Annotated in this window: 34 protein-coding genes; 31 read left to right on the top strand and 3 right to left on the bottom strand. The window is 62.1% G+C overall.

The window, feature by feature from the left end:
• Positions 1-9 precede the first annotated feature (9 nt).
• A complete protein-coding gene (locus ABIB27_RS04460; RefSeq protein ID WP_354253566.1) occupies positions 10-1,446 on the bottom strand; it encodes a GH1 family beta-glucosidase in 1,437 nt (478 codons plus the stop codon).
• A 433-nt stretch (positions 1,447-1,879) separates the two neighbouring features.
• Here ABIB27_RS04460 and rpsJ point away from each other — a divergent pair, with 433 nt between their 5' ends.
• The 31 genes from rpsJ to ABIB27_RS04305 all read left to right on the top strand — a co-directional run bounded on the left by rpsJ (position 1,880) and on the right by ABIB27_RS04305 (position 20,343).
• Entirely contained in the window at positions 1,880-2,188 is a 309-nt protein-coding gene (gene rpsJ / locus ABIB27_RS04455; protein WP_038464699.1) for a 30S ribosomal protein S10, read from the top strand.
• A gap of 17 nt (positions 2,189-2,205) precedes the next feature.
• Positions 2,206-2,856, top strand: coding sequence for a 50S ribosomal protein L3 (gene rplC, locus ABIB27_RS04450; protein WP_354215548.1), 651 nt, complete (start codon positions 2,206-2,208; stop codon positions 2,854-2,856).
• Between the two features lie 4 nt (positions 2,857-2,860).
• Complete coding sequence (rplD, locus tag ABIB27_RS04445) at positions 2,861-3,484, top strand: 50S ribosomal protein L4 (protein ID WP_108599009.1); 624 nt, start codon at positions 2,861-2,863, stop codon at positions 3,482-3,484.
• Positions 3,481-3,786, top strand: coding sequence for a 50S ribosomal protein L23 (rplW, locus tag ABIB27_RS04440; protein ID WP_018773664.1), 306 nt, complete (start codon positions 3,481-3,483; stop codon positions 3,784-3,786). The genes rplD and rplW overlap by 4 nt, the downstream gene beginning before the upstream one ends.
• Before the next feature lie 29 nt (positions 3,787-3,815).
• Positions 3,816-4,655 (top strand): 50S ribosomal protein L2, encoded by an 840-nt coding sequence (rplB, locus tag ABIB27_RS04435; protein ID WP_354215547.1) that lies wholly within the window; start codon positions 3,816-3,818, stop codon positions 4,653-4,655.
• Between the two features lie 12 nt (positions 4,656-4,667).
• The gene (gene rpsS / locus ABIB27_RS04430) at positions 4,668-4,949 is read left to right on the top strand and encodes a 30S ribosomal protein S19 (RefSeq protein WP_354215546.1); all 282 of its coding nucleotides are present in this window, start codon (positions 4,668-4,670) and stop codon (positions 4,947-4,949) included.
• Positions 4,950-4,987: 38 nt separating this feature from the next.
• On the top strand, positions 4,988-5,353 hold the full coding sequence (gene rplV / locus ABIB27_RS04425) for a 50S ribosomal protein L22 (protein ID WP_003803798.1): 366 nt from the start codon (positions 4,988-4,990) through the stop codon (positions 5,351-5,353).
• Positions 5,354-6,196: a 30S ribosomal protein S3 gene (gene rpsC / locus ABIB27_RS04420; protein WP_354215545.1), complete on the top strand. Its 843-nt coding sequence runs from the start codon at positions 5,354-5,356 to the stop codon at positions 6,194-6,196.
• On the top strand, positions 6,197-6,613 hold the full coding sequence (gene rplP, locus ABIB27_RS04415) for a 50S ribosomal protein L16 (protein ID WP_190987321.1): 417 nt from the start codon (positions 6,197-6,199) through the stop codon (positions 6,611-6,613).
• Between the two features lie 2 nt (positions 6,614-6,615).
• A complete protein-coding gene (gene rpmC / locus ABIB27_RS04410) occupies positions 6,616-6,945 on the top strand; it encodes a 50S ribosomal protein L29 (RefSeq protein WP_354215544.1) in 330 nt (109 codons plus the stop codon).
• Positions 6,942-7,250 carry a 30S ribosomal protein S17 gene (gene rpsQ, locus ABIB27_RS04405; protein ID WP_190987320.1) on the top strand — a complete coding sequence of 103 codons (309 nt, stop codon included), beginning with the start codon at positions 6,942-6,944 and terminating at the stop codon, positions 7,248-7,250. Before rpmC ends, rpsQ begins: the two co-directional genes overlap by 4 nt.
• Before the next feature lie 510 nt (positions 7,251-7,760).
• Positions 7,761-8,129 (top strand): 50S ribosomal protein L14, encoded by a 369-nt coding sequence (rplN, locus tag ABIB27_RS04400; RefSeq protein ID WP_024366126.1) that lies wholly within the window; start codon positions 7,761-7,763, stop codon positions 8,127-8,129.
• Positions 8,130-8,132: 3 nt separating this feature from the next.
• Positions 8,133-8,492: a 50S ribosomal protein L24 gene (gene rplX / locus ABIB27_RS04395; RefSeq protein ID WP_354215543.1), complete on the top strand. Its 360-nt coding sequence runs from the start codon at positions 8,133-8,135 to the stop codon at positions 8,490-8,492.
• Entirely contained in the window at positions 8,492-9,073 is a 582-nt protein-coding gene (rplE, locus tag ABIB27_RS04390) for a 50S ribosomal protein L5 (protein WP_354215542.1), read from the top strand. Before rplX ends, rplE begins: the two co-directional genes overlap by 1 nt.
• 94 nt (positions 9,074-9,167) lie before the next feature.
• A complete protein-coding gene (rpsH, locus tag ABIB27_RS04385; RefSeq protein ID WP_056344363.1) occupies positions 9,168-9,566 on the top strand; it encodes a 30S ribosomal protein S8 in 399 nt (132 codons plus the stop codon).
• An 18-nt stretch (positions 9,567-9,584) separates the two neighbouring features.
• Positions 9,585-10,121, top strand: a complete 537-nt coding sequence (gene rplF / locus ABIB27_RS04380) for a 50S ribosomal protein L6 (RefSeq protein WP_354253565.1) — start codon at positions 9,585-9,587, stop codon at positions 10,119-10,121.
• Between the two features lie 2 nt (positions 10,122-10,123).
• A complete protein-coding gene (gene rplR, locus ABIB27_RS04375; protein ID WP_354215541.1) occupies positions 10,124-10,507 on the top strand; it encodes a 50S ribosomal protein L18 in 384 nt (127 codons plus the stop codon).
• A complete protein-coding gene (rpsE, locus tag ABIB27_RS04370) occupies positions 10,504-11,241 on the top strand; it encodes a 30S ribosomal protein S5 (RefSeq protein ID WP_354215540.1) in 738 nt (245 codons plus the stop codon). Before rplR ends, rpsE begins: the two co-directional genes overlap by 4 nt.
• 3 nt (positions 11,242-11,244) lie before the next feature.
• Positions 11,245-11,451: a 50S ribosomal protein L30 gene (gene rpmD / locus ABIB27_RS04365; protein WP_164205902.1), complete on the top strand. Its 207-nt coding sequence runs from the start codon at positions 11,245-11,247 to the stop codon at positions 11,449-11,451.
• Positions 11,452-11,934, top strand: a complete 483-nt coding sequence (gene rplO, locus ABIB27_RS04360) for a 50S ribosomal protein L15 (RefSeq protein WP_354215539.1) — start codon at positions 11,452-11,454, stop codon at positions 11,932-11,934.
• 219 nt (positions 11,935-12,153) lie between these two features.
• On the top strand, positions 12,154-13,464 hold the full coding sequence (gene secY / locus ABIB27_RS04355) for a preprotein translocase subunit SecY (protein ID WP_354215538.1): 1,311 nt from the start codon (positions 12,154-12,156) through the stop codon (positions 13,462-13,464).
• A gap of 5 nt (positions 13,465-13,469) precedes the next feature.
• Entirely contained in the window at positions 13,470-14,039 is a 570-nt protein-coding gene (locus ABIB27_RS04350; RefSeq protein ID WP_354215602.1) for an adenylate kinase, read from the top strand.
• A 71-nt stretch (positions 14,040-14,110) separates the two neighbouring features.
• Positions 14,111-14,938 (top strand): type I methionyl aminopeptidase, encoded by an 828-nt coding sequence (gene map / locus ABIB27_RS04345; protein WP_354253584.1) that lies wholly within the window; start codon positions 14,111-14,113, stop codon positions 14,936-14,938.
• A gap of 146 nt (positions 14,939-15,084) precedes the next feature.
• A complete protein-coding gene (locus ABIB27_RS04340) occupies positions 15,085-16,014 on the top strand; it encodes a P1 family peptidase (RefSeq protein ID WP_354253564.1) in 930 nt (309 codons plus the stop codon).
• Between the two features lie 176 nt (positions 16,015-16,190).
• Positions 16,191-16,412 (top strand): translation initiation factor IF-1, encoded by a 222-nt coding sequence (gene infA / locus ABIB27_RS04335; protein WP_009358723.1) that lies wholly within the window; start codon positions 16,191-16,193, stop codon positions 16,410-16,412.
• A 69-nt stretch (positions 16,413-16,481) separates the two neighbouring features.
• Positions 16,482-16,595, top strand: a complete 114-nt coding sequence (gene rpmJ, locus ABIB27_RS04330; RefSeq protein WP_009358722.1) for a 50S ribosomal protein L36 — start codon at positions 16,482-16,484, stop codon at positions 16,593-16,595.
• Positions 16,596-16,772: 177 nt separating this feature from the next.
• Positions 16,773-17,147, top strand: coding sequence for a 30S ribosomal protein S13 (rpsM, locus tag ABIB27_RS04325; RefSeq protein WP_028275004.1), 375 nt, complete (start codon positions 16,773-16,775; stop codon positions 17,145-17,147).
• Positions 17,148-17,195: 48 nt separating this feature from the next.
• A complete protein-coding gene (rpsK, locus tag ABIB27_RS04320) occupies positions 17,196-17,597 on the top strand; it encodes a 30S ribosomal protein S11 (RefSeq protein ID WP_018769149.1) in 402 nt (133 codons plus the stop codon).
• A gap of 132 nt (positions 17,598-17,729) precedes the next feature.
• Positions 17,730-18,740 carry a DNA-directed RNA polymerase subunit alpha gene (locus tag ABIB27_RS04315; protein ID WP_354215537.1) on the top strand — a complete coding sequence of 337 codons (1,011 nt, stop codon included), beginning with the start codon at positions 17,730-17,732 and terminating at the stop codon, positions 18,738-18,740.
• Between the two features lie 77 nt (positions 18,741-18,817).
• Positions 18,818-19,417 (top strand): 50S ribosomal protein L17, encoded by a 600-nt coding sequence (gene rplQ, locus ABIB27_RS04310; RefSeq protein ID WP_354253563.1) that lies wholly within the window; start codon positions 18,818-18,820, stop codon positions 19,415-19,417.
• A 32-nt stretch (positions 19,418-19,449) separates the two neighbouring features.
• Positions 19,450-20,343 (top strand): tRNA pseudouridine synthase A, encoded by an 894-nt coding sequence (locus ABIB27_RS04305; RefSeq protein ID WP_354253562.1) that lies wholly within the window; start codon positions 19,450-19,452, stop codon positions 20,341-20,343.
• A gap of 72 nt (positions 20,344-20,415) precedes the next feature.
• Here the strand turns inward: ABIB27_RS04305 and ABIB27_RS04300 are convergent, their stop codons facing one another.
• Together ABIB27_RS04300 and ABIB27_RS04295 are read right to left on the bottom strand one after the other, a co-directional pair.
• Positions 20,416-22,053 carry a sensor histidine kinase gene (locus tag ABIB27_RS04300; RefSeq protein ID WP_354253561.1) on the bottom strand — a complete coding sequence of 546 codons (1,638 nt, stop codon included), beginning with the start codon at positions 22,051-22,053 and terminating at the stop codon, positions 20,416-20,418.
• Between the two features lie 187 nt (positions 22,054-22,240).
• Complete coding sequence (locus ABIB27_RS04295; protein ID WP_354253560.1) at positions 22,241-22,453, bottom strand: Flp family type IVb pilin; 213 nt, start codon at positions 22,451-22,453, stop codon at positions 22,241-22,243.
• Positions 22,454-22,458 lie beyond the last annotated feature (5 nt).

Raw genomic sequence — 22,458 nt, 5'->3', positions numbered from 1 at the left:
GTTTGGGCTTCAGTCTGCCAGCCGTTTCCGGGCCTGGCTGAGCGCCTTGTACCAATAGAATGATTCCTTCGGCGTGCGCTCCAGGGTTTCGAAGTCCACGTGGATCAGCCCAAACCGCTGGGAGTAGCCGGCGGCCCATTCAAAGTTGTCCATCAGCGTCCAGACGTAGTAGCCACGGAGTTCCACGTCTTCGGCGATGCCGCCGGGTGCGGTTGCCTCCACTGCGTGGCGCAGATGTCCCGCGATGTAGTCGATCCGCTGCTGGTCCTGGATGGGGCCGGTGACGTGCTCAGGCTCGGGGAAGCTGGCGCCGCTTTCGGTAATGTACAGCGGGGGTAAAGCATCACCATAACGGTCTTTGAGTTCGCGGAGCAGGATGCCCAGATGATCCGGCGCCACGGGCCAGCCGAACCCCGTTGTCCCGTACTCGGGGAACGGCACCTGGTGGGCCGGAATCCGGACCATCGCTTCTGCCGGCACGGCCAGGTTTTCGTGGGGACCCCGGCCGGCAGCCACTCTGACTGGCTGGTAATAGTTCACGCCGTAGAAGTCCAGAGGCTGGTGGATGGTCTGCAGGTCGGCGTCCGAAATTCTGCCAAAGGAACGCATCCATGGCTTGGCGAAGACCAGGGAAGCCGGGTACCGGCCCCGCAGGATCGGATCAGCATAGATCCGGTTGAGCATGATGTCGAAGACCGCTGCCGCTGCCTTGTCACGGATCTTGCGTGTTGCCGGCCGGACGGGGGAGTGCAGGTTGCTGACGCCGATGCCACCGCGCACGCCTTCCGACCGCAGCGCCTGGACGGCCAGCCCGTGGGCCAGCAGTTGGTTGTGGACCGCAGGAAAGGCGTCGAAAAGCAGGCCATGGCCAGGAGCATGGACGCCCAGGGCATACCCGTTCAGCACTACCGAGGCTGGCTCGTTGAGCGTGACCCACTGGTCCACCCGGTCGCCGAAGCGACGGCCAGCCGCCGCGCTGTACTCAGCAAAGCGTTCGGCAGTGGCCCTGTTCATCCAGCCGCCGCCATGCTCCAGTGGCAGCGGCGTATCCCAGTGGTAGAGAGTGGCCATGGGGGAGATGCCAGCCTCAAGAAGTTGATCGATCAGGCGGTCGTAGAAGTCCAGTCCCTGTTCGTTGAATGCACCGCGGCCATCCGGCTGGATCCGCGGCCAGGAGATGGAGAACCGATAGGAATCCACGCCGAGTTCGCGCATGAGCGCCACATCTTCGGCTGAGCGGTTGTAATGGTCGCAGGCCATTGCCGGCGAGTGTCCGTCCCAGATGGCTCCGGGCTTCTCCACAAAGGCATCCCAGCCGGAAGGACCCCTGCCGTCAGTGGACAGCGCGCCTTCGATTTGGAAGGCGGCAGCTGCCACTCCTAAGGTGAAGGAAGGCGGCACTCGGTCGGCAAGATCCTGGATGGAAACGTCCTGTTCGACGGTCATTAACCCATCATCCATTCGGATGTTGGGGAAGGCAATGACGGCCGGTGGTTGCCCGCCGGCAAACCGGCCACGCCGGGCAGGGAAGCCGTGGCCTGCAGATTCGCTTCTTGGCACAATTTCCGGCATACTAGATGAGTTGTTCAAGCGCTTCTTCGTGTCCCGATCCGGATAATGCCGGGTGTCAGGGTCCAAGTGGAAGCCCAAACATAACCCACTCCCATGGAACTGCGGATTTGTATGCGTGCTAAGCGCGACACGCCCGACCGCGGGGGTCGGGTTACGTCGGCAGGTTGAGGAACCCGGATATATCCGGATTCAGCTTGTGCGGCGGGTGGTAGTTCAGACTTCAAATGCTTCGGCAGCCACATGCAACACCAAAGTGAACAGAGCAGCCCTACTCAGAGCAGCACTAACTGAAAGAGAGTCAGGCGACATGGCGGGACAAAAAATCCGCATCCGGCTGAAGTCATACGACCACGAGGTCATTGACGTTTCAGCCCGGAAGATCGTTGAGACGGTCACGCGTGCAGGCGCAACGGTAGTTGGCCCTGTGCCGCTGCCTACGGAGAAGAACATCTACTGCGTAATCCGCTCTCCGCACAAGTACAAGGACAGCCGCGAGCACTTTGAAATGCGCACGCACAAGCGTCTTATCGACATCATCGATCCCACGCCGAAGGCTGTTGACTCGCTTATGCGCCTCGACCTGCCGGCCGACGTGAACATCGAAATCAAGCTGTAGGGAGGTGCTGAGAGACTATGACCGCAACCCGTAACGTAAAGGGCCTGCTGGGCACGAAGCTCGGCATGACCCAGGTCTGGGACGAGAACAACAAGCTCATCCCCGTCACTGTGGTCCAGGCAGATTCGAACGTCATCACCCAGCTGCGCAACGCAGACACTGATGGCTACGTCGCTGTACAGATTGGCTACGGCCAGATCGATCCCCGCAAGGTCACCAAGCCGCTGGCTGGTCACTTTGAAAAGGCAGGCGTCACGCCTCGCCGCCACGTCGTCGAACTCCGTACCGCAGATGCTGCAGAGTACGAGCTTGGCCAGGAGCTCTCAGTAGAGGTCTTCGAAGCCGGCCAGAAGATCGACGTCATCGGCACCACCAAGGGTAAGGGCTTCGCCGGTGTTATGAAGCGTCACGGCTTCCACGGCGTTGGAGCTTCCCACGGTGCCCACAAGAACCACCGTAAGCCCGGTTCAATCGGTGGCGCATCCACCCCGAGCCGCGTCTTCAAGGGCATGAAAATGGCCGGCCGCATGGGCGCCGTTCGTCACACCACGCTGAACCTCACGGTTCACGCAGTTGACGTCGAGAAGTCGCTGCTCCTGATCAAGGGTGCCGTCCCCGGCGCCCGCGGCCAGGTCGTACTCGTACGCACCGCCGTGAAGGGAGCATAGTTCAATGACTAGCACTGTCAAGGTTGACCTGCCCGCAGAGATCTTCGACGTTCAGACCAACGTGCCGCTGCTGCACCAGGTCGTCGTTGCCCAGCTCGCTGCTGCTCGCCAGGGTACCCACAAGACCAAGACCCGCGCCGAGGTTTCCGGTGCAGGTCGCAAGCCGTTCAAGCAGAAGGGCACCGGCCGCGCCCGTCAGGGTTCAATCCGTGCTCCTCACATGACCGGTGGTGGCGTTGTCCACGGTCCCACACCGCGTGACTACAGCCAGCGCACCCCCAAGAAGATGATTGCTGCTGCACTGCGCGGCGCACTGTCTGATCGGGCCCGCAACGGACGCATCCACGTTGTTGCCGAACTGGTGGAGGGCACCAAGCCGTCCGTCAAGAACGCACTTGCAACGCTGCGCGGAGTTTCCGAGCGCAAGAACCTGCTGGTTGTCATCGAGCGCGCCAACGATGTTGCAGCACTTTCCGTGCGCAACCTCGCCGGTGTTCACGTTCTGTACGCAGACCAGCTGAACACCTATGACGTACTCGTCTCTGACGACGTTGTCTTCACCAAGGCTGCCTACGAAGCATTCGTTGCTGACAAGGCAGTAGCAAAGAACGAGGAGGATGCCAAGTGAGTGCAGCCACCATCAAAGACCCGCGCGACGTCGTGCTTGCACCCGTCGTATCGGAAAAAAGCTACGGCCTGATCGATGAGGGCAAGTACACCTTCCTGGTGGACCCCCGCTCGAACAAGACCGAGATCAAGCTGGCCGTGGAGAAAATTTTCTCCGTCAAGGTCGAATCGATCAACACCATCAACCGTGCCGGTAAGCGCAAGCGCACCAAATTCGGATGGGGTACCCGCAAGAACACCAAGCGTGCAATTGTGAGCCTCAAAGAAGGCACCATCGACATCTTCGGCGGTCCGCTCTCGTAGCGGAGACCACTTTAACGAGGAAATAAACTATGGGAATCCGTAAGTACAAGCCGACTACACCGGGCCGTCGTGGCTCGAGCGTAGCGGACTTCACCGAAATCACGCGGTCGACGCCGGAAAAATCGTTGGTACGTCCGCTGCCCAAAAAGGGCGGCCGTAACAACACCGGTAAGATCACCACCCGTCACAAGGGTGGTGGCCACAAGCGCCAGTACCGTCTGATCGACTTCCGTCGCCACGACAAAGACGGCGTCAACGCCCGCGTTGCCGAAATCGAGTACGATCCGAACCGCACGGCTCGCATCGCCCTCCTGCACTACGTTGATGGCACCAAGCGTTACATCATCGCCCCGAACAAGCTGTCCCAGGGTGACATCGTTGAGGCAGGTGCCGGTGCTGACATCAAGCCCGGTAACAACCTGCCCCTGCTCAACATCCCGGTCGGTACCGTAATCCACGCAGTTGAACTGCGTCCGGGTGGCGGCGCCAAGATGGGCCGCTCCGCCGGCGCATCGATCCAGCTTGTTGCCAAGGAAGGCCGCTTCGCCCAGCTTCGTCTGCCTTCCGGCGAAATCCGCAACGTTGATGTGCGCTGCCGCGCAACCATCGGCGAGGTCGGTAACGCCGAGCAGTCGAACATCAACTGGGGCAAGGCCGGCCGTATGCGGTGGAAGGGCGTTCGCCCGACCGTCCGTGGTGTCGCCATGAACCCGGTTGACCACCCGCACGGTGGTGGCGAGGGTAAGACGTCCGGTGGACGTCACCCCGTCAACCCGAACGGTAAGCGTGAGGGCCGCACCCGCCGCCCGAACAAAGAGAGCGACAAGCTTATTGTGCGTCGTCGTCGTACTGGCAAGAACAAGCGATAGGAGCCTGGACACATGCCACGCAGCCTGAAAAAAGGTCCTTTCGTTGACCAGCACCTCTTTGTGAAGGTGGACAGGGAAAACGAAAAGGGCACCAAGAACGTCATCAAGACCTGGTCTCGCCGTTCGATGATCATCCCCGGCATGCTCGGGCACACGATCGCCGTACACGACGGACGCAAGCACATCCCGGTGTTTGTCACTGAGTCGATGGTCGGGCACAAGCTCGGCGAATTCGCTCCCACGCGGACATTCCGCGGCCATGTCAAGGACGACCGTAAGGGCAAGCGCCGCTAGGCGCCTGCACTTACGTCAAAGACGAGAGAAGGAAAGCAATGGAAGCCAAGGCAATTGCGCGTCACATCCGCGTAACGCCTATGAAGGCCCGGCGCGTCGTCAACCTTGTTCGTGGTAAGCAAGCGAATGAGGCTCTGGCAATTCTGAAGTTTGCCCCGCAGGCAGCTTCAGAGCCGGTATTCAAGGTAGTTCAGTCGGCAATCTCCAACGCCCGGGTCCTCGCGGACCGCGACGGTGTTGCGTTTGACGAAGGTGACCTCATCATCAGCGAAGCGTTTGTTGATGAAGGCCCGACCATGAAGCGGTTCCAGCCGCGCGCCCAGGGTCGTGCATTTCAGATCAAGAAGCGCACGAGCCACATCACCGTGGTAGTCGCTACCCCGGAGAAAGAGGAGGCTCGCTAAGTGGGACAGAAAGTTAACCCGCACGGGTTCCGACTCGGCATCACCACCGATCACGTATCGCACTGGTTTGCTGACAGCACCAAGGCCGGCCAGCGGTACAAGGACTTCGTTCGCGAAGACATCCGTATCCGCCAGCTCATGTCCACGGGCATGGAGCGCGCCGGTATCGCCAAGGTCGAGATCGAGCGCACCCGCGATCGTGTCCGCGTGGATATCCACACGGCACGTCCCGGCATCGTCATCGGCCGCCGCGGCGCTGAAGCAGACCGCATCCGCGGCGAGCTTGAGAAGCTCACGGGCAAGCAGGTTCAGCTGAACATCCTCGAGGTCAAGAACCCCGAGATGGAAGCTCAGCTTGTTGCCCAGGGCGTTGCTGAGCAGCTGACTTCCCGCGTGGCGTTCCGCCGCGCGATGAAGAAGGCCATGCAGTCCGCACAGCGTGCAGGTGCCAAGGGCATCCGTATCGCTTGCTCGGGTCGACTGGGCGGCGCTGAAATGTCCCGCTCGGAGTTCTACCGCGAAGGCCGTGTGCCCCTGCACACCCTCCGCGCGAACATCGACTACGGCTTCTACGAGGCCAAGACCACCTTCGGCCGCATCGGCGTGAAGGTCTGGATCTACAAGGGTGACGTCACCGCCAAGGAACTGGCTCAGCAGGCAGCTGCTGCTCCGTCCCGTGGCCGCGGCCCCAGCGACCGTCCGGGCCGCCCGGGTGGCGCCGGTGGCGCTGACCGTGGTGACCGCCGCCGTCGTACCGACCGTCCGGCAGCAGAGGCAGCTCCGGCTGCCGAGGCTCCGGCAGTTGAGGCTGCACCTGCTGCAGTAGAAGGAGGACAGGCTTAAATGCTTATCCCACGTCGAGTCAAGCACCGTAAGCAGCACCACCCGGGTCGTTCCGGCGCTGCTACCGGCGGTACCAAGGTCTCCTTCGGTGAGTACGGCATCCAGGCCCTGAGCCCGGCATACGTCACCAACCGTCAGATCGAGTCTGCCCGTATCGCGATGACCCGCCACATTAAGCGTGGCGGCAAGGTCTGGATCAACATTTACCCGGACCGTCCGATCACGAAGAAGCCTGCCGAAACCCGCATGGGTTCCGGTAAGGGTTCACCCGAGTGGTGGGTCGCTAACGTCAAGCCGGGCCGGGTTCTCTTTGAGATCTCCGGCGTCGAAGAATCGGTAGCTCGCGAGGCCCTGCGCCTGGCAATCCACAAGCTCCCGTTGAAGGCACGCATTTTGCGTCGCGAAGGTGGTGAATAGAAATGGCAGTAGGATCCAAGGAACTGGCATCCGCACAGCTGGACACGTTCGACAACGAGCGCCTCGTTGAAGAACTCCGTAAGGCTAAGGAAGAGCTGTTCAACCTGCGTTTCCAGTCCGCCACCGGTCAGCTGGAGAACCACGGTCGTCTGCGCGCGGTAAAGAAGGACATCGCACGCATCTACACCGTTCTCCGTGAGCGCGAGCTGGGCATTCGTGCCGAGGTTGCCGCTCCGGTTGTGGAAGCCAAGGAAGAGAAGAAGTCCAAGAAGGCTGCAACCAAGAAGGCCGAAAAGGCTGAAACGGTTGACGCCGAGGAGGATGCCAAGTGACTGAAAAGGACGAGAACGTGACGGAAACTGTTTCCGCGGCAGCTACCGCTGCCGAGCGCGGTGACCGTAAGACGAAGCGCGGCTACGTGGTCTCGGACAAGATGGAAAAGACCATCGTTGTCCAGGTTGAAGACCGCGTGAAGCACGCCCTCTACGGCAAGGTCATCCGCCGCAACACCAAGATCAAGGCTCACGACGAAGAGAACAGCGCCGGCATCGGCGACCTCGTACTCCTCGCCGAGACCCGCCCGCTGTCCGCTACTAAGCGGTGGCGCCTGGTCGAGATCCTCGAAAAGGCCAAGTAACACCCGCAGCCTGCTTGCAGTAACTGCACCGGAAACCCTCGTTCCCTTTGGGAGCGGGGGTTTTCCGCGTTCCGGGATGGGCCTGCCACGGTGCCCGCGTCACACCAGGCAGGCTTTTGGGCCGCGTCCGACGGCGGTGGGCCGGTTTTCGGTGAAGCGGCACCCGTGGTGGCCAAAAGCGTGCCGTGCGTGCCGCCGTCGTCCGTCTTGCGGGGGAGCGCCGGCCGGTGATATGGGCATCGGCAGGAAACATGCTAAGATATTGAGTTTGTATGGCGCCTTTCGTGCGCCGACATCAACCTCGTAAACAATCGTGCCACGGCATAGTGCCCCCTAGCGCTTCGGACCTGTCTGAAACCGCTTGGGAAGCAAATGTTTTTGGCACGGGAGTTTAGGCCTGGTCTGGCAAAATCCAGGCAGGTCAAGAGACACCCCGATCAACCGTTCCGCAAGGCTCATTCCGTAGGAAGATTTTCGGTCTGAGAACCGGCGCGACGCAAGGAGTAAATAGTGATTCAGCAGGAGTCGCGACTCAAGGTCGCCGACAACACGGGTGCTAAGGAAATCCTTACCATTCGCGTTCTCGGTGGATCTGGCCGTCGCTACGCAGGCATTGGCGACGTTATCGTCGCTACCGTCAAGGACGCAATTCCGGGCGGCAACGTAAAGAAGGGCGATGTTGTTAAGGCAGTCATCGTCCGTACCAAGAAGGAACGCCGCCGTGCGGATGGTTCCTACATCAAGTTTGACGAGAACGCAGCCGTGATCCTGAAGGCGGACGGTGACCCCCGCGGTACCCGTATCTTCGGACCGGTTGGTCGTGAACTTCGCGACAAGAAGTTCATGAAGATCGTTTCTCTGGCTCCGGAGGTGCTCTAGTCCATGGCTAAGATCAAAAAGGGTGACCTCGTTCAGGTCATCACTGGCGCCAAGGCTGAGCGCGGCGGCGACCGTGGCAAGCAGGGCAAGGTTCTGCGCGTATTCCCGGAGACCAACCGCGTGTTGGTTGAAGGCATTAACCGCGTAACCAAGCACACCAAGGTCGGTCAGTCGCAGCGCGGCACCAAGACCGGTGGCATCGAGGTCGTAGAAGCTTCGGTCCACATCTCCAACGTGGCTCTGGTTGACCCGTCCACCAAGAAGCCCACCCGCGTCGGTTTCCGCACCGAGACCGTTGAGCGCGATGGCGTGAAGCGCGAAGTGCGTATCCGCGTGGCCAAGAGCTCCGGGAAGGACATCTAATGACTGAGACTCTCGAGACTCCGGCAACGAAGATCGTTCCTCGTCTGAAGACCAAGTACGCCGATTCCATCAAGAGCACGCTCATTGAGGAATTCAGCTACAGCAACGTCAACCAGGTTCCCCGTCTGGTGAAGGTCGTTGTGAACATGGGTGTTGGAGATGCCGCCAAGGACTCCAAGCTGATCGACGGCGCTGTCCGCGATCTGACCCTGATCACCGGCCAGAAGCCGCAGGTAACCAAGGCCCGCAAGTCGATCGCACAGTTCAAGCTGCGCGAAGGCATGCCCATCGGCGCACACGCAACTCTGCGTGGGGACCGCATGTGGGAATTCCTGGATCGTCTGGTCACGCTGGCTCTGCCCCGTATCCGCGACTTCCGCGGCCTCAGTGGCAAGCAGTTCGACGGCAACGGCAACTACACCTTCGGTCTGACCGAGCAGGTTATGTTCCACGAAATCGATCAGGATTCCATCGACCGCACCCGCGGCATGGACATCACGGTTGTTACCACTGCCAAGACCGATGACGAAGGCCGTGCGCTGCTGAAGGCGCTTGGTTTCCCGTTCAAGGCCGAAGACTAATCTAGCTACGTAACAGGTCCTTCGGTGCAGCCCGTGCAGATTTCTGCAGGGACCGGACCGAGGAAACCGTTATGAGGAAGGGCAAGAGCCCACCATGACAATGACAGATCCTGTCGCAGACATGCTTACGCGTCTGCGCAATGCAAACTCGGCATACCACGATTCCGTGTCCATGCCGTACAGCAAGCTCAAGGCACGCGTCGCCGACATCCTGAAGGCCGAAGGTTACATCGCCTCCTGGAAAGAAGAAGACGCTGAGGTTGGCAAGAAGCTGACCCTCGACCTCAAGTTCGGACCGAACCGCGAGCGTTCAATCGCTGGCGTTCGTCGTATTTCCAAGCCGGGCCTGCGTGTTTACGCAAAGTCCACCAACCTCCCGCACGTGCTCGGTGGCCTGGGTGTCGCAATCCTGTCCACCTCTTCCGGCCTCTTGACTGATAAGCAAGCCGGCAAGAAGGGCGTGGGCGGCGAAGTCCTCGCCTACGTCTGGTAACGGGAAAGGAAGAGAATAATGTCACGTATTGGACGTCTCCCCATCACCGTTCCCGCCGGCGTTGAGGTCAAGGTTGACGGCTCTGTCGTCAGCGTCAAGGGTTCCAAAGGCGAGCTGAACCACACTGTGGCCAGCCCGATCGAGGTTTCCCTGGAAGCAGACACCCTGACCGTCGCCCGCCCGAACGACGAGCGCGCCTCCCGTTCACTCCACGGCCTGACCCGCACCCTGATCTCCAACATGATCGAGGGCGTTACCAGGGGCTACGAGAAGAAGCTTGAAATCGTTGGTACTGGTTACCGCGTTCAGGCCAAGGGATCTGACCTTGAGTTCGCTCTCGGCTACAGCCACCCGGTAAATGTCTCCGCACCGGACGGCATCACCTTTGCAGTTGAGACCCCGACCAAGCTCTCTGTTTCAGGTATCAACAAGCAGCAGGTCGGCGAGGTTGCTGCCAACATTCGCAAGCTTCGGAAGCCGGACCCCTATAAGGGCAAGGGCATTCGCTACGCAGGCGAAGTCATCCGCCGCAAGGTCGGAAAGGCTGGTAAGTAACCATGGCCATCTCAATTAACAAGAAGCGTACGAACAAGAGCAAGTCTGCTTCGCGCAGCCGCCGCCAGCTTCGTATCCGCAAGCGCATCTCCGGTACGGCTGAACGTCCTCGTCTGGTCGTCAACCGTTCCGCACGCCACGTATTCGTCCAGGTTGTCGATGACACCAAGGGCCTTACCGTAGCGAGCGCCTCCACACTGGAAGCCGATCTTCGTGCATTCGAAGGCGACAAGACCGCCAAAGCCAAGCGCGTTGGCGAGCTCGTTGCCGAGCGTGCGAAGGCTGCCGGTATCGAAGCAGTTGTCTTCGACCGCGGTGGTAACAAGTACCACGGCCGGATTGCTGCTGTCGCTGACGGCGCACGTGAAGGTGGGCTGTCACTGTGACGGAAGCAAACAAGGAAAAGGACACTGTGTCTGCAGATCAGAAGGCGACTGAAGCCGTAGCTGCTCCGGCCACTGAGACCACTGCGCCCGCAACTGCCGCCGATGACCGCCGTGGTGGCGCTCGTCGTGGCGAGCGTGGCGACCGTGGCCAGGGCGGCCGCGACGGCGGCCGTGGTGGCCGTGGCGGCCGCGATGGCGGCCGTGAAGCCGAGAAGAGCCAGTTCGTAGAACGCGTTGTCACCATCAACCGCGTTTCCAAGGTGGTCAAGGGTGGTCGTCGCTTCAGCTTCACCGCCCTGGTCGTCGTTGGTGACGGTAACGGCATGGTCGGCGTTGGCTACGGCAAGGCTAAGGAAGTTCCCGCCGCAATCGCGAAGGGCGTTGAAGAGGCCAAGAAGTCCTTCTTCCGCGTTCCCCGCATTGGCAGCACCATCCCGCACCGCGTTCAGGGTGAGGCTGCTGCCGGCGTCGTAATGCTGCGTCCGGCTTCCGCCGGTACCGGTGTTATCGCCGGTGGCCCGGTCCGTGCAGTACTGGAGTGCGTGGGCATCCACGACATCCTCTCCAAGTCGCTCGGTTCCTCGAACGCCATCAACATCGTTCACGCGACCGTTGATGCCCTGAAGCGCCTCGAAGAGCCGGCAGCAGTGGCAGCACGCCGCGGCCTGCCCCTCGACGAGGTTGCTCCGCCGGCAATGGTGAAGGCAATCCTGAACCAGAAGGCGGGTGTCTAAGTCATGGCTAAGAACCTGATTCCCTCCGACGCTCAGTTGGAGATCACTCAGATCAAGTCCGTCATTGGCGGCAAGCAGAACCAGCGCGACACCCTGCGGTCCCTCGGCCTGAAGCGGATCGGACACACCGTTGTCCGCACCGCCGACGCCGTGACTGTGGGAATGCTCAACACGGTTCCGCACCTGGTACAGGTAGAGGAGGCGAAGTAAATGGCAGAGAAGAAGACCGCCGTAGAGGCTGCTGAGAAGCAGAACACTCTGAAGGTCCACCACCTGCGTCCCGCCCCGGGTGCCAAGACCGCCAAGACCCGTGTTGGTCGTGGTGAAGGTTCCAAGGGTAAGACCGCTGGTCGCGGTACCAAGGGTACGAAGGCCCGCTACCAGATCAAGGCTGGCTTTGCCGGCGGCCAGCTGCCGCTGCACATGCGCCTGCCGAAGCTGCGCGGCTTCAAGAACCCGTTCCGGGTTGAGTTCCAGGTTGTAAACCTGGACAAGCTCAACGAGCTGTTCCCGGAAGGTGGCGCAGTCACCGTGGAGAACCTGGTCGAAAAGGGTGCTGTTCGCAAGAACCAGCCCGTCAAGGTGCTTGGCACCGGCGACATCACCGTCAAGGTTGACGTCACCGCCCACGCATTCTCGGCCAGCGCCGCAGAAAAGATTGCTGCAGCAGGCGGAAGCACCACCGCTCTCTAGCAGACGGTGGGCATATGCCCGTTGTTAACTCCCGGCGTGCAGGACCCCAGGGCCCTGCACGCCGGGAGTTTCTTTCATATCCGGCCGCCGAATAATTCCCGCCGCCCGCCGCGCGTTGGCCATGCGGATTGTTCGCATCGCCAATCCACCCGTTAGACTCGGTTGTTGGGATTATTGACCCCCCATCACACCACGCTCATTAACAACACAGGAGGACGCTTGCTTAGCGCATTTGGCCGGGCCTTTCGCACGCCTGATCTGCGACGCAAGTTGTTGTTCACGCTGGCAATCATCACAATCTTCCGCTTGGGTGCCTTCATTCCCTCGCCTGGTGTGAACTACCAGAATGTCCAGCAATGCTTGCATAACGGTCAGACGGCAGGCGGGCTCTACCAGCTCGTCAACCTGTTCAGCGGCGGTGCCTTGCTTCAGGTGTCCATCTTTGCCCTGGGCATCATGCCGTACATCACGGCCAGTATCATTGTGCAGCTGCTCCGGGTGGTCATTCCCCGGTTCCAGGAGCTGTACGAGGAGGGCGCCTCCGGGCAGTCCAAGCTCACCCAGTACACGCGGTACCTCACCATCGCGCTGGGCCTGCTGAACGCCACGACGCTGGTGTCGCTGGCGCGCTCAGGCCAACTGCTGCCGGGCTGTGCACTGCCGATCATCCCTGACAGCAGCATCATCACCACCATCCTGCTGATCATCACCCTTACCGCAGGCACCGGACTCATCATGTGGATGGGCGAGCTTGTCACGGAAAAGGGCGTGGGCAACGGTATGTCGCTGCTCATCTTCACCTCCATCGCGGCGCAGTTCCCCACCTCGCTCGGTGCCATCTGGACCTCGCAGGGTCCGGGCACCTTCTTCCTGGTCCTGGCCATCGGGTTGCTGACCGTTGCCTTGGTGGTGTTCGTGGAGCAGTCCCAGCGCCGCGTTCCGGTGCAGTATGCCAAGCGCATGATCGGACGCCGCACCGTGGGCGGTACCAGCACCTACATCCCCATCAAGGTGAACATGGCAGGCGTGATCCCCGTGATCTTCGCTTCCTCCATGCTGTACCTGCCGGGTCTGATTTCACAGTTCAACCAGCCCAAGAACGGCGAGCCGCTTCAGCCGTGGGTTGAGTGGATCAACAACAACCTGACCCGAGGAGATCACCCGATCTACATGGCGCTGTACTTCGCCATGATCGTGTTCTTCACATACTTCTACGTCGCGATCACCTTCAACCCTGAAGAGGTCTCCGACAACATGAAAAAGTACGGCGGTTTCATCCCGGGTATCCGTGCCGGTAAACCCACCGCGGACTACCTGCAGTACGTGCTCTCCAGGATCACGCTGCCCGGCGCCATCTACCTTGGCTTCGTGGCGCTGATTCCGCTGATTGCACTGGTACTGATCAACGCGAACCAGAACTTCCCGTTCGGTGGCACCTCGATCCTGATCATGGTGGGCGTTGGCCTTGAAACCGTCAAGCAAATAGATGCGCAACTACAGCAACGTCACTACGAAGGGCTATTGCGATGACAAAAATGTTGATTATTGGACCGCCCGGTTCCGGTAAAGGAACCCAAGCAGAACGTATTTCCGAACGCCTCGGTGTTGTGGCGATTTCCACCGGTGATATCTTCCGCGCCAACGTGAAGGGCGAAACGCCCCTTGGCATCGAAGCCAAGAAGTACATGGATGCCGGCGATTTCGTTCCGGACAGCGTGACCAACAAAATGGTCCGCGACCGCCTCAGCGAGTCCGACGTCGAAAACGGCTTCCTCCTGGACGGCTACCCGCGCACCACCGCGCAGGTGGACTACCTCGACGGGATCCTCGCCACCAGCGAGGAAAAGCTCGACGTCGTCCTGCAGCTCACGGCCGATGACGAGGAACTCGTCGCCCGCCTGTTGGGCCGTGCCAAGGAAACCGGCCGGAGCGACGACAACGAAGCCGTAATCCGCCACCGCCTTGACCTTTACCACGAGCAGACCGAAGCCGTTGTGGCCAAGTATGCCGACCGCGGCATCCTGACCCGGGTGGACGGCATCGGCGGCATCGACGAGGTCACCGACCGCGTTATGGAAGCCATCAAGGCGGGCCAGGCCGCCTGAGCCAGGCAACCAAGTGATTCGAGGCTCCTCCCGGTACCCGGGAGGAGCCTCAGCCATTGAGAGGACACACCATGGCCTTCGGCCAGCCCCGTATCGAATACAAAACCAACGCCCAGATGCGCACCATGCACGAGGCCGGCCTGGTCCTGAGCCGTGCATTGGACGCCGCTGTTGCAGCGGCTGTGCCAGGCGTCACCACCAAGCACCTGGACGACGTCTTCGCCGCAGTGCTGAACGAGGCCGGTGCCAAGTCCAACTTCCTGGGCTACCACGGCTTCCCGGCCACCGTTTGCACATCCGTGAACGAGGAAGTGGTGCACGGCATCCCCGGCGGCAAGGTCCTGAACGACGGCGACATCATCTCAATCGACGGCGGTGCCATCGTTGACGGCTGGCATTCGGACTCCGCGCGGACCGTCATTGTGGGTAACGCGGACGCCGAGGACCAGCGGCTCTCCGACGTCACCCACGCGGCCATGTGGCACGGCATCGCGGCGCTCGCCACCGGCAGCCACGTGGGCGATATCGGCGCTGCCATCGACGACTACGTGTCCTGCGTGCCGGGCAAGCCGCTGGGCATCCTGGAGGACTACGTGGGCCACGGCATCGGCTCCGAGATGCACATGGCCCCGGACGTCCTAAACTACCGGACCAGCCACCGCGGTCCCAAGATCAAGCCCGGGCTGTGCCTTGCCATCGAGCCCATGCTGGTCCGCGGCAGCATCGACACCGCCGTCCTGGCCGACGACTGGACCGTAGTGACCACTGACGGCAAGCGCTCCTGCCAGTGGGAGCACTCCGTGGCCGTCCACGAAAAGGGCATCTGGGTGCTTTCCGCGCCCGACGGCGGTGCGGAGCACCTGGTGCCGCTCGGCGTCACGCCGGTGCCGATCCCGTAGGTTTCGACGCGCTGTAACCCCTGCGACACAGAAAGTCCCTGGGGACACCCAAATACTGGTGTCCCCAGGGATTTTGCGTGTCGCTTAGAATTTCGCGCGTCGTCAAACGGCCGTCCGGTGACCAGGCGAAGGGCACAATGGAGCCTATGGGAGCCATTACCGACGTACCGGGAATCCGGGTGGGGCACGCGCAGAAGAACGACGACGGCTGGCTGACCGGCGTGACGGTGGTGCTGCCGCCGCCGGGGACGGTCGGGTCGGTGGATGTCCGCGGCGGAGGGCCCGGCACGCACGAGACCGATGCCCTGGACCCGACCACCCTGGTGTCCACGGTGGACGCCGTGGTCCTCACCGGCGGCAGCGCTTATGGCCTGGTCTCTGCCCACGGTGTCCAGTGGTGGTGCGAAGAGAACGGCCGGGGCTTCGCGGTGACCGGGGGAGTGGTGCCGATCGTCCCGGCCGCCGCCATTTTCGACCTGGGCCGCGGCGGCGACTTCTCAGCCCGTCCGACGGCGAACATGGGCTATGCGGCAGCCGTCGCCGCTGCTGCCGAGGAGGACGGGCACGATGTCGGGCGCGGCAGCGTGGGCGCCGGCACGGGAGCGCTTATCGGGCGGGGCCAGTTCAAAGGCGGCGTGGGCACGGCGTCGGTCACGCTCGAGAGCGGCGTAATTGTGGGGGCCTTGGCCGTGGTTAACGCGCTTGGCTTTCCCGTCGAGGACGGGCGGCAGGAGCCGCAACCCTCCGCGCGCTCGGTCGTTCCGCCCCACGAGCCCCCTGCGCTCAATACGACTCTCGTTGTTGTTGCTACTAATGCCGTCCTGGACCCAGCTGAGTGCTACCGGACAGCTTCGGCGGCGCATGCCGGCCTGGCCCGGGCGTTGAATCCTTCCCATACGTTGGCGGATGGGGATACCGTCTTCTGCCTGGCGACTGGCGAGGTGGCGCTGGACCGGAGTACTGAGACTGCGCGGCAGATCGGTCTCATCACGCTCCAGAGTGCGGCAGCCGACGTCGTGCGCTTGGCGATCCTGGATGGGGTTTCGGCAAGCTCAACCACCGGGAGCGTCCGGTAGTTGTGTAAGTCTGTGGTTTTTGGTAATTGAGTGCAGATGTAGTAGAGTCGTTTGTTGGTTGTCTGCCCAGCTGTGCCCTGTTTGGGGCCGGAGGTGATAACCGATCCAACAAAAACGTTCGTGGTCATGTCCGGTGCAATCCGGCAGGGCTGCGGCAACAACAGTTAGCGGAGGGTATGGCCAAGAAGGACGGGGTCATTGAGATCGAAGGCGTTGTGACTGAGGCGCTGCCTAACGCGATGTTTCGCGTTGAGCTGACCAACAAGCACATCGTACTCGCGCACATCTCAGGCAAGATGCGCCAGCACTACATCAGGATTCTCCCTGAGGACCGGGTAGTGGTGGAACTGAGCCCTTATGACCTCACTCGGGGTCGTATCGTCTACCGCTACAAGTAAATTCTGGGCGGCCTCAGCATGAGCTGAACGCTGCTCCAGTTGACCAACTGCCACACGCAAAGGAATGCCATGAAGGTCAAGCCGAGCGTCAAGCAGATCTGCGAAAAGTGCAAAGTGATCCGCCGTAATGGCCGGGTCATGGTGATCTGCGAGAACCCGCGCCACAAGCAGCGCCAGGGCTAATTTCCTTCTTTGAAGGAAAACCTGGGTTGCTAACCCACGCAAGTAAATAAAAGGCAGCACAAGCTGAATTGGGACGCAAGAGCCCGGACAGCTAACCCCCGGTCGGAGGCTGGGGCCGCATGGACCGTGCGGGTGTACTGCCTACGACCTCCGGTTTATACAAGGAGCACTGCCATTATGGCTCGTCTCGCTGGCGTAGACATTCCCCGCGAAAAGCGGTTGGAAATTGCGCTTACTTACATCTACGGCGTGGGCAAGACCCGTGCACACGAAACCCTGGCTGCCACTGGCATCAGCGCTGACGTCCGTGTTAAGGACCTCACCGATGCCCAGCTGGTTGAGCTGCGTGACTACATCGAAGGCAACTACAAGGTTGAGGGTGACCTTCGCCGCGAAGTAGCAGCTGATATCCGCCGCAAGGTTGAAATCGGCAGCTACGAAGGTATTCGCCACCGTAAGGGCCTGCCCGTTCGAGGGCAGCGTACGAAGACCAACGCCCGTACCCGCAAGGGCCCGAAGCGCACCGTCGCAGGCAAGAAGAAGGCCCGTTAAATCCTTCGGGATTAACCGGCTCCCAATAAACTTTCTGTAGGAGAAAAAATGCCCCCGAAGACTCGTGGCGCGGTTCGCAAGCCGCGTAAGAAGGACAAAAAGAATATCGCGCTGGGCCAGGCGCACATCAAGAGCACTTTTAACAACACCATCGTTTCCATCACGGATCCGAACGGCGCTGTTATCTCTTGGGCTTCCTCAGGTGAGGTTGGCTTCAAGGGCTCACGCAAGTCCACCCCGTTCGCGGCCCAGATGGCTGCCGAAGCTGCTGCCAAGCGTGCGCAGGAGCACGGCATGCGCAAGGTTGACGTTTTCGTCAAGGGACCGGGTTCAGGACGCGAGACTGCAATCCGCTCGCTGCAGGCCGCTGGCCTGGAGGTTGGCTCCATCCAGGACGTCACCCCCGCAGCGCACAACGGCTGCCGTCCGCCGAAGCGCCGCCGCGTCTAAGGCTTTTCCAGCAGCTCGAGCTTGCCCGGACCGTTGATGGTCCGGGCAAGCCCGGCCGCGTTAAGTCTTCAGACCGAATTTCCACCACCTGTGTTGCGTCATATAGCGGATGCTCGCCGAAAGGAAACCTAAGTGCTCATTGCACAGCGCCCCACCCTCTCCGAAGAGGTCGTCTCCGAAAACCGCTCGCGGTTCATCATCGAACCGCTGGAACCGGGCTTCGGCTACACCCTCGGTAACTCCCTCCGCCGTACCCTGCTCTCCTCCATCCCCGGTGCCGCTGTAACCAGCATCCGGATCGATGGCGTGCTGCACGAGTTCACCACGGTTCCGGGTGTCAAGGAAGATGTCACTGAGATCATCCTCAACATCAAGAGCTTGTCGGTCTCCTCCGAGCACGACGAGCCGGTTGTTGCTTACCTGCGCAAGCAGGGCCCCGGAGTCGTCACCGCCGCGGACATCGCTCCGCCGGCCGGCGTCGAATTCCACAACCCGGATCTGCACATTGCCACGCTGAACTCGAAGGGCAAGTTCGAACTCGAACTGACCATCGAGCGCGGCCGCGGCTACGTTTCGGCAGCTCAGAACAAGTCCGGCGACCAGGAGATCGGCCGTATCCCGGTCGACTCGATCTACTCGCCGGTACTGAAGGTTACTTTCCGCGTGGAAGCAACCCGTGTTGAGCAGCGCACCGACTTCGACAAGCTCATTGTCGACGTCGAGACCAAGCAGGCCATCGCCCCGCGCGATGCCGTTGCTTCCGCAGGTACCACCCTGGTGGAACTCTTCGGTCTGGCCCGCGAGCTGAACACCGCAGCTGAAGGTATCGAGATTGGCCCGTCGCCGACGGACGCTGCCCTGGCAGCAGACATGGCACTGCCGATCGAGGATCTGGACCTCACCGTCCGTTCCTACAACTGCCTCAAGCGTGAGGGCATCCACACTGTGGGTGAACTCGTTGCACGCTCCGAGGCTGACCTGATGGACATCCGTAACTTCGGTGCGAAGTCCATTGACGAGGTCAAGGCAAAGCTGGTTGAACTGGGCCTGTCCCTCAAGGACTCGCCTCCCGGTTTTGACCTCGCAGCACGCGCCGCCGCAATTGAAGAGGACGACGCCGCGTTCAGCGACGACGAACTCTAACAAACAGATCTTGGCCGGCTGGCTGGATGCACCACGGTGTGCGCAGCCCACTGGCTTCCATATGAGGAGAAACTATTATGCCTACCCCCGCTAAGGGTCCGCGCCTCGGAGGCGGAGCGGCTCACGAGCGTCTTATGCTCGCGAACCTGTCCGCCGCACTGTTCGAGCACAAGCGGATCACCACCACGGTGACCAAGGCCAAGCGACTGAAGCCCTACGCCGAGCGCCTGGTGACTTTCGCCAAGCGTGGCGACCTGGCTTCCCGCCGTCGCGTGCTCGGCCTGATCAGCAACAAGGGCATCGTCCACGAGCTGTTCACCGACATTGCGCAGGCAGTGGAGAACCGCGAAGGTGGCTACACCCGCATCACCAAGATCGGCAACCGCAAGGGCGACAACGCTCCCATGGCTGTTATCGAACTGGTTCTTGAGCCGGTTTCCGCCAAGCAGGCCGTGGTAGCCGAGGCTACCTCCGCTGCCAAGCGCGATGCCGACAAGAAGGAAGCCGCTGCCGCTGCACCGGCCGCCGAAGAAGCTCCCGAGGCTGAGGTTGTTGAGACCGAAGCTGCTGAGACTGACGCTGCTGAGGCTCCGGCCGCTGAGGAAGCTGCTACCGAAGAGGCTCCGGCCGCTGAGGAAGCTGAAGCTCCCGCTGCAGAGCAGAAGGACGCGAAGTAATTCGCTGATTTTCTTCGCATAGACTTAGGCCTATGAACCACCAAAAACCCGCGGCCCCCGTTTTGGGGGGCGGCGGGTTTTTGCGTGTCCGGCTTGATTTATCGTACGACGGCGGCCCCTTCAGCGGGTGGGCGCTGCAGCCCGGCCTGCGCACCATCCAGGGTGTCCTGGAGGAGGCGCTGGCCCTCCTGATCCGGCGCCCCGTCCGGGTGACAGTGGCGGGGCGGACCGATGCCGGTGTGCATGCCCGTGGGCAAGTGGTGCATCTGGACCTGACCGAAGCCGAGTGGCTGGCGCTGCCGCGCGGCCACGAACTGGATCCCGCCGTCGCGCTTTTGCGCCGGATCCGCGGCGCGCTCAGCCACGGCCTGGGCGATCTGGCCGGCGCCATTGAGGTCCACGTGGTGTCCTTGGCGCCGGTGGGGTTCGACGCCCGCTTCTCAGCCCTGTGGCGCCGTTACAGCTACCGGATCGCGGACGGCCCTGCCCTGTGGGACCCGCTCGAACGGTACTTCACGCTGTGGCACAGGAACCCGCTGGACGTGGATCTCCTGAACGAGGGCGCGTCCAAGCTGCTGGGCCTGCAGAATTTCCTGTCATATTGCAAACCGCGTGAGGGTGCCACCACCATCCGTGAGCTGCAGCGCTTCGAGTTCCGCCGCGGCGAGGACGGGGTCATTGTGGCCACCGTCCAGGCTGACGCGTTCTGCCACAACATGGTCCGCTCCCTGGTGGGTTCGGCCCTGTTCGTGGGCGAGGGCGTGGAGAAGCCGGGCTGGCTGCATGACCGCCTCATGGCCAGGAAGCGCGACGCCAAGTCAGTCCTGGCCGCGCCCCACCCGCTGGTCCTGGAGGAAGTGGCCTACCCCTCCGACGACGAGATGCTGGCCCGCGCCGAGCTGACCAGGGCACGGCGCGAACACTGAGGACCGGCCGGTGGTTGAGCGTGTCGAAACCGAGCCCGGTGGTTGAGCGCGTCGAAACCCGAAGTGGTCGAATCAACCACCCGCAGCCTCGACTGGGAGGGTCATGGTGAACGTGCTGCCGGAGCCCAGGGCGCTGTGGCATGCGATGGCGCCGCCGTGTCGTTCGAGGATGGTCTTCGTGATGGACAGGCCCAGCCCGGCGCCCGGGATGGCGGCGTCGCGTGCGGCCTCGGTGCGGAAGAACCGGCTGAAGACCTTGGCGGCGTCCTCGGGTGCCATGCCCATCCCGGTGTCCTGCACTGCGAGCCGGACCCATCCCTTGGTGCCGGTGGCGCGGATGGTCACCGTGCCGCCGTCGGGGGAGAACTTGATGGCGTTCGACACCAGGTTGTCCAGCGCCTGCCCGATCCGCAGCGGGTCGGCGTAGGCCCACAGCGGGGAAGGTACATCGGCCACCAGAGCCACCGAGGACCGGTCCGCCTGTGCCTGTGCCGAGCCGATGCAGGTCTCCACGAGGCCGGAGATGTCGGTCCGTTTCGGGTGGATTTTGAGTGCGGCGGAGGCCTCGAGCGTCAGGTCTGAGACGAGGGCGAGCAGGCGCTCGGAGTTGCGCTGGACCACGGTGAGACGCTGGACGGCCTGGTGGGGCAGGCCGTCGCTGTCCTCGAGCACCAGGTCGATGTTGCCGAGGATGGAATTGAGCGGGGACCGGAATTCGTGGGAAACGTTCGAGACCAGGTCCTGGTTCGCTGACATGGCTTCAACCAGGCCCGTGACGTCGCTGAAGACCACCACCGCTCCGGCGAGGCGGCCGCCGTCGTCCATTAGGGGCCTGGCAGCGGTGGACACCGCGCGCTGCTGCGGAGCCGCGCCGATCCACACTAGGTAGTCCGCGAACGCTTCTCCGGCCATGGCGCGGCTGAGGGGGCGCTTGTCCGGCGGCAAAAGGGTCACTTTGTCCTGGGCGAAGACGTGCTGTTCAGTGTGGTCTGCAGGCCCGACGGCGGCCGGTGCGGCGCGCCCCTGCCACCGCCGCATCATGTTATTCGCCAGCAGTTGGTTGCCGTTCGAATCGACGGCAACAATGCCGACGTCGGTGGCGTCCAGGATGGTCATCAGGAGTTTTTCCCGCTCCCGGCTTTCGGTGAGCAGCTCCCGCAGTTCCTCGCCCAGGGCCTGCAGCTCGCGCTGCTGGACGCGCACGTTAACGCTGGCAAAGCGGATGGCCAGCGCAACGGCCAGCATCATGAGCGGGAAGAGGACCAGGGCCGTGATGTCGGCGGCCGCGAAGTTGGGAAAGTGCACGGCTGTCGTGGGGAGCATGATCAGGAACGGCCCCACGGCGCTCACCACGAGGCTGGTGCGGACCAGCATGCCGGACGCGGCGAGCCAGATGATTGGAAAGACCACCAGGATTACCAGGCCGGGCAGCAGCGGCGCGGCACCGTTCCGCAGGAGCCCGACCGCCAGCAGATCCAGCACCGGGACGATGAGACAGGCGCTGGGGTGCAGGCGCTCCCAAGGCATCACAAAGCAGGCCACGATCAGGATGAGATGAAGGGTGAGTCCGGCCAGATAGACGGGGCTGGACAGGATCGAGGGCCACGTAAACGGTGTCATCACGCCCAGGACAGTGACAACGAGCGTCAGCGGAAGCTGGCACAGCACCACCTGGGTGCGGCGGCCGAGCTTCCTGAACGGTTGTTCCACACATCTTCGACCTTGGAATATCCTGCGCGAAGACTTCCCAGATCCGACGTACCTTGCGCCTGTGCTAGGAGAAGGCTGCGGAAGACTTGGGAAATCGTCCCTTTCGGGCACGCAAGCGGACCCCCTCGGTTCTGGGTGCCGAGGGGGTCCGGTTCTTGGGGCGCTGGTTGGCGCCGTGGGTGGGGGCCTACGGGATTCCGAGCGCCGTCTTCACTCCCGTGGTGAGGTCTGTGAACACGCCATTTAGGGAAATACCGAAGAGCCCTACGCCGGCCACAATGACGATGGCGATGAATCCGACGAGAATGCTGTACTCCGTGGCCGTAGCGCCTCGTTCTTCGCAGCGAAACCGTTCGCGCCAATTCCGCGCCGTGGAACAAATCTCCGCCAACATGCCCATGTCTG

The sequence above is a fragment of the Arthrobacter sp. UYEF21 genome (genome assembly GCF_040546085.1).
Classification (GTDB): domain Bacteria; phylum Actinomycetota; class Actinomycetes; order Actinomycetales; family Micrococcaceae; genus Arthrobacter.
The sequence above is the reverse complement of the archived record's forward strand: the minus strand, read 5'-3'. Positions and strand labels throughout refer to the sequence as shown.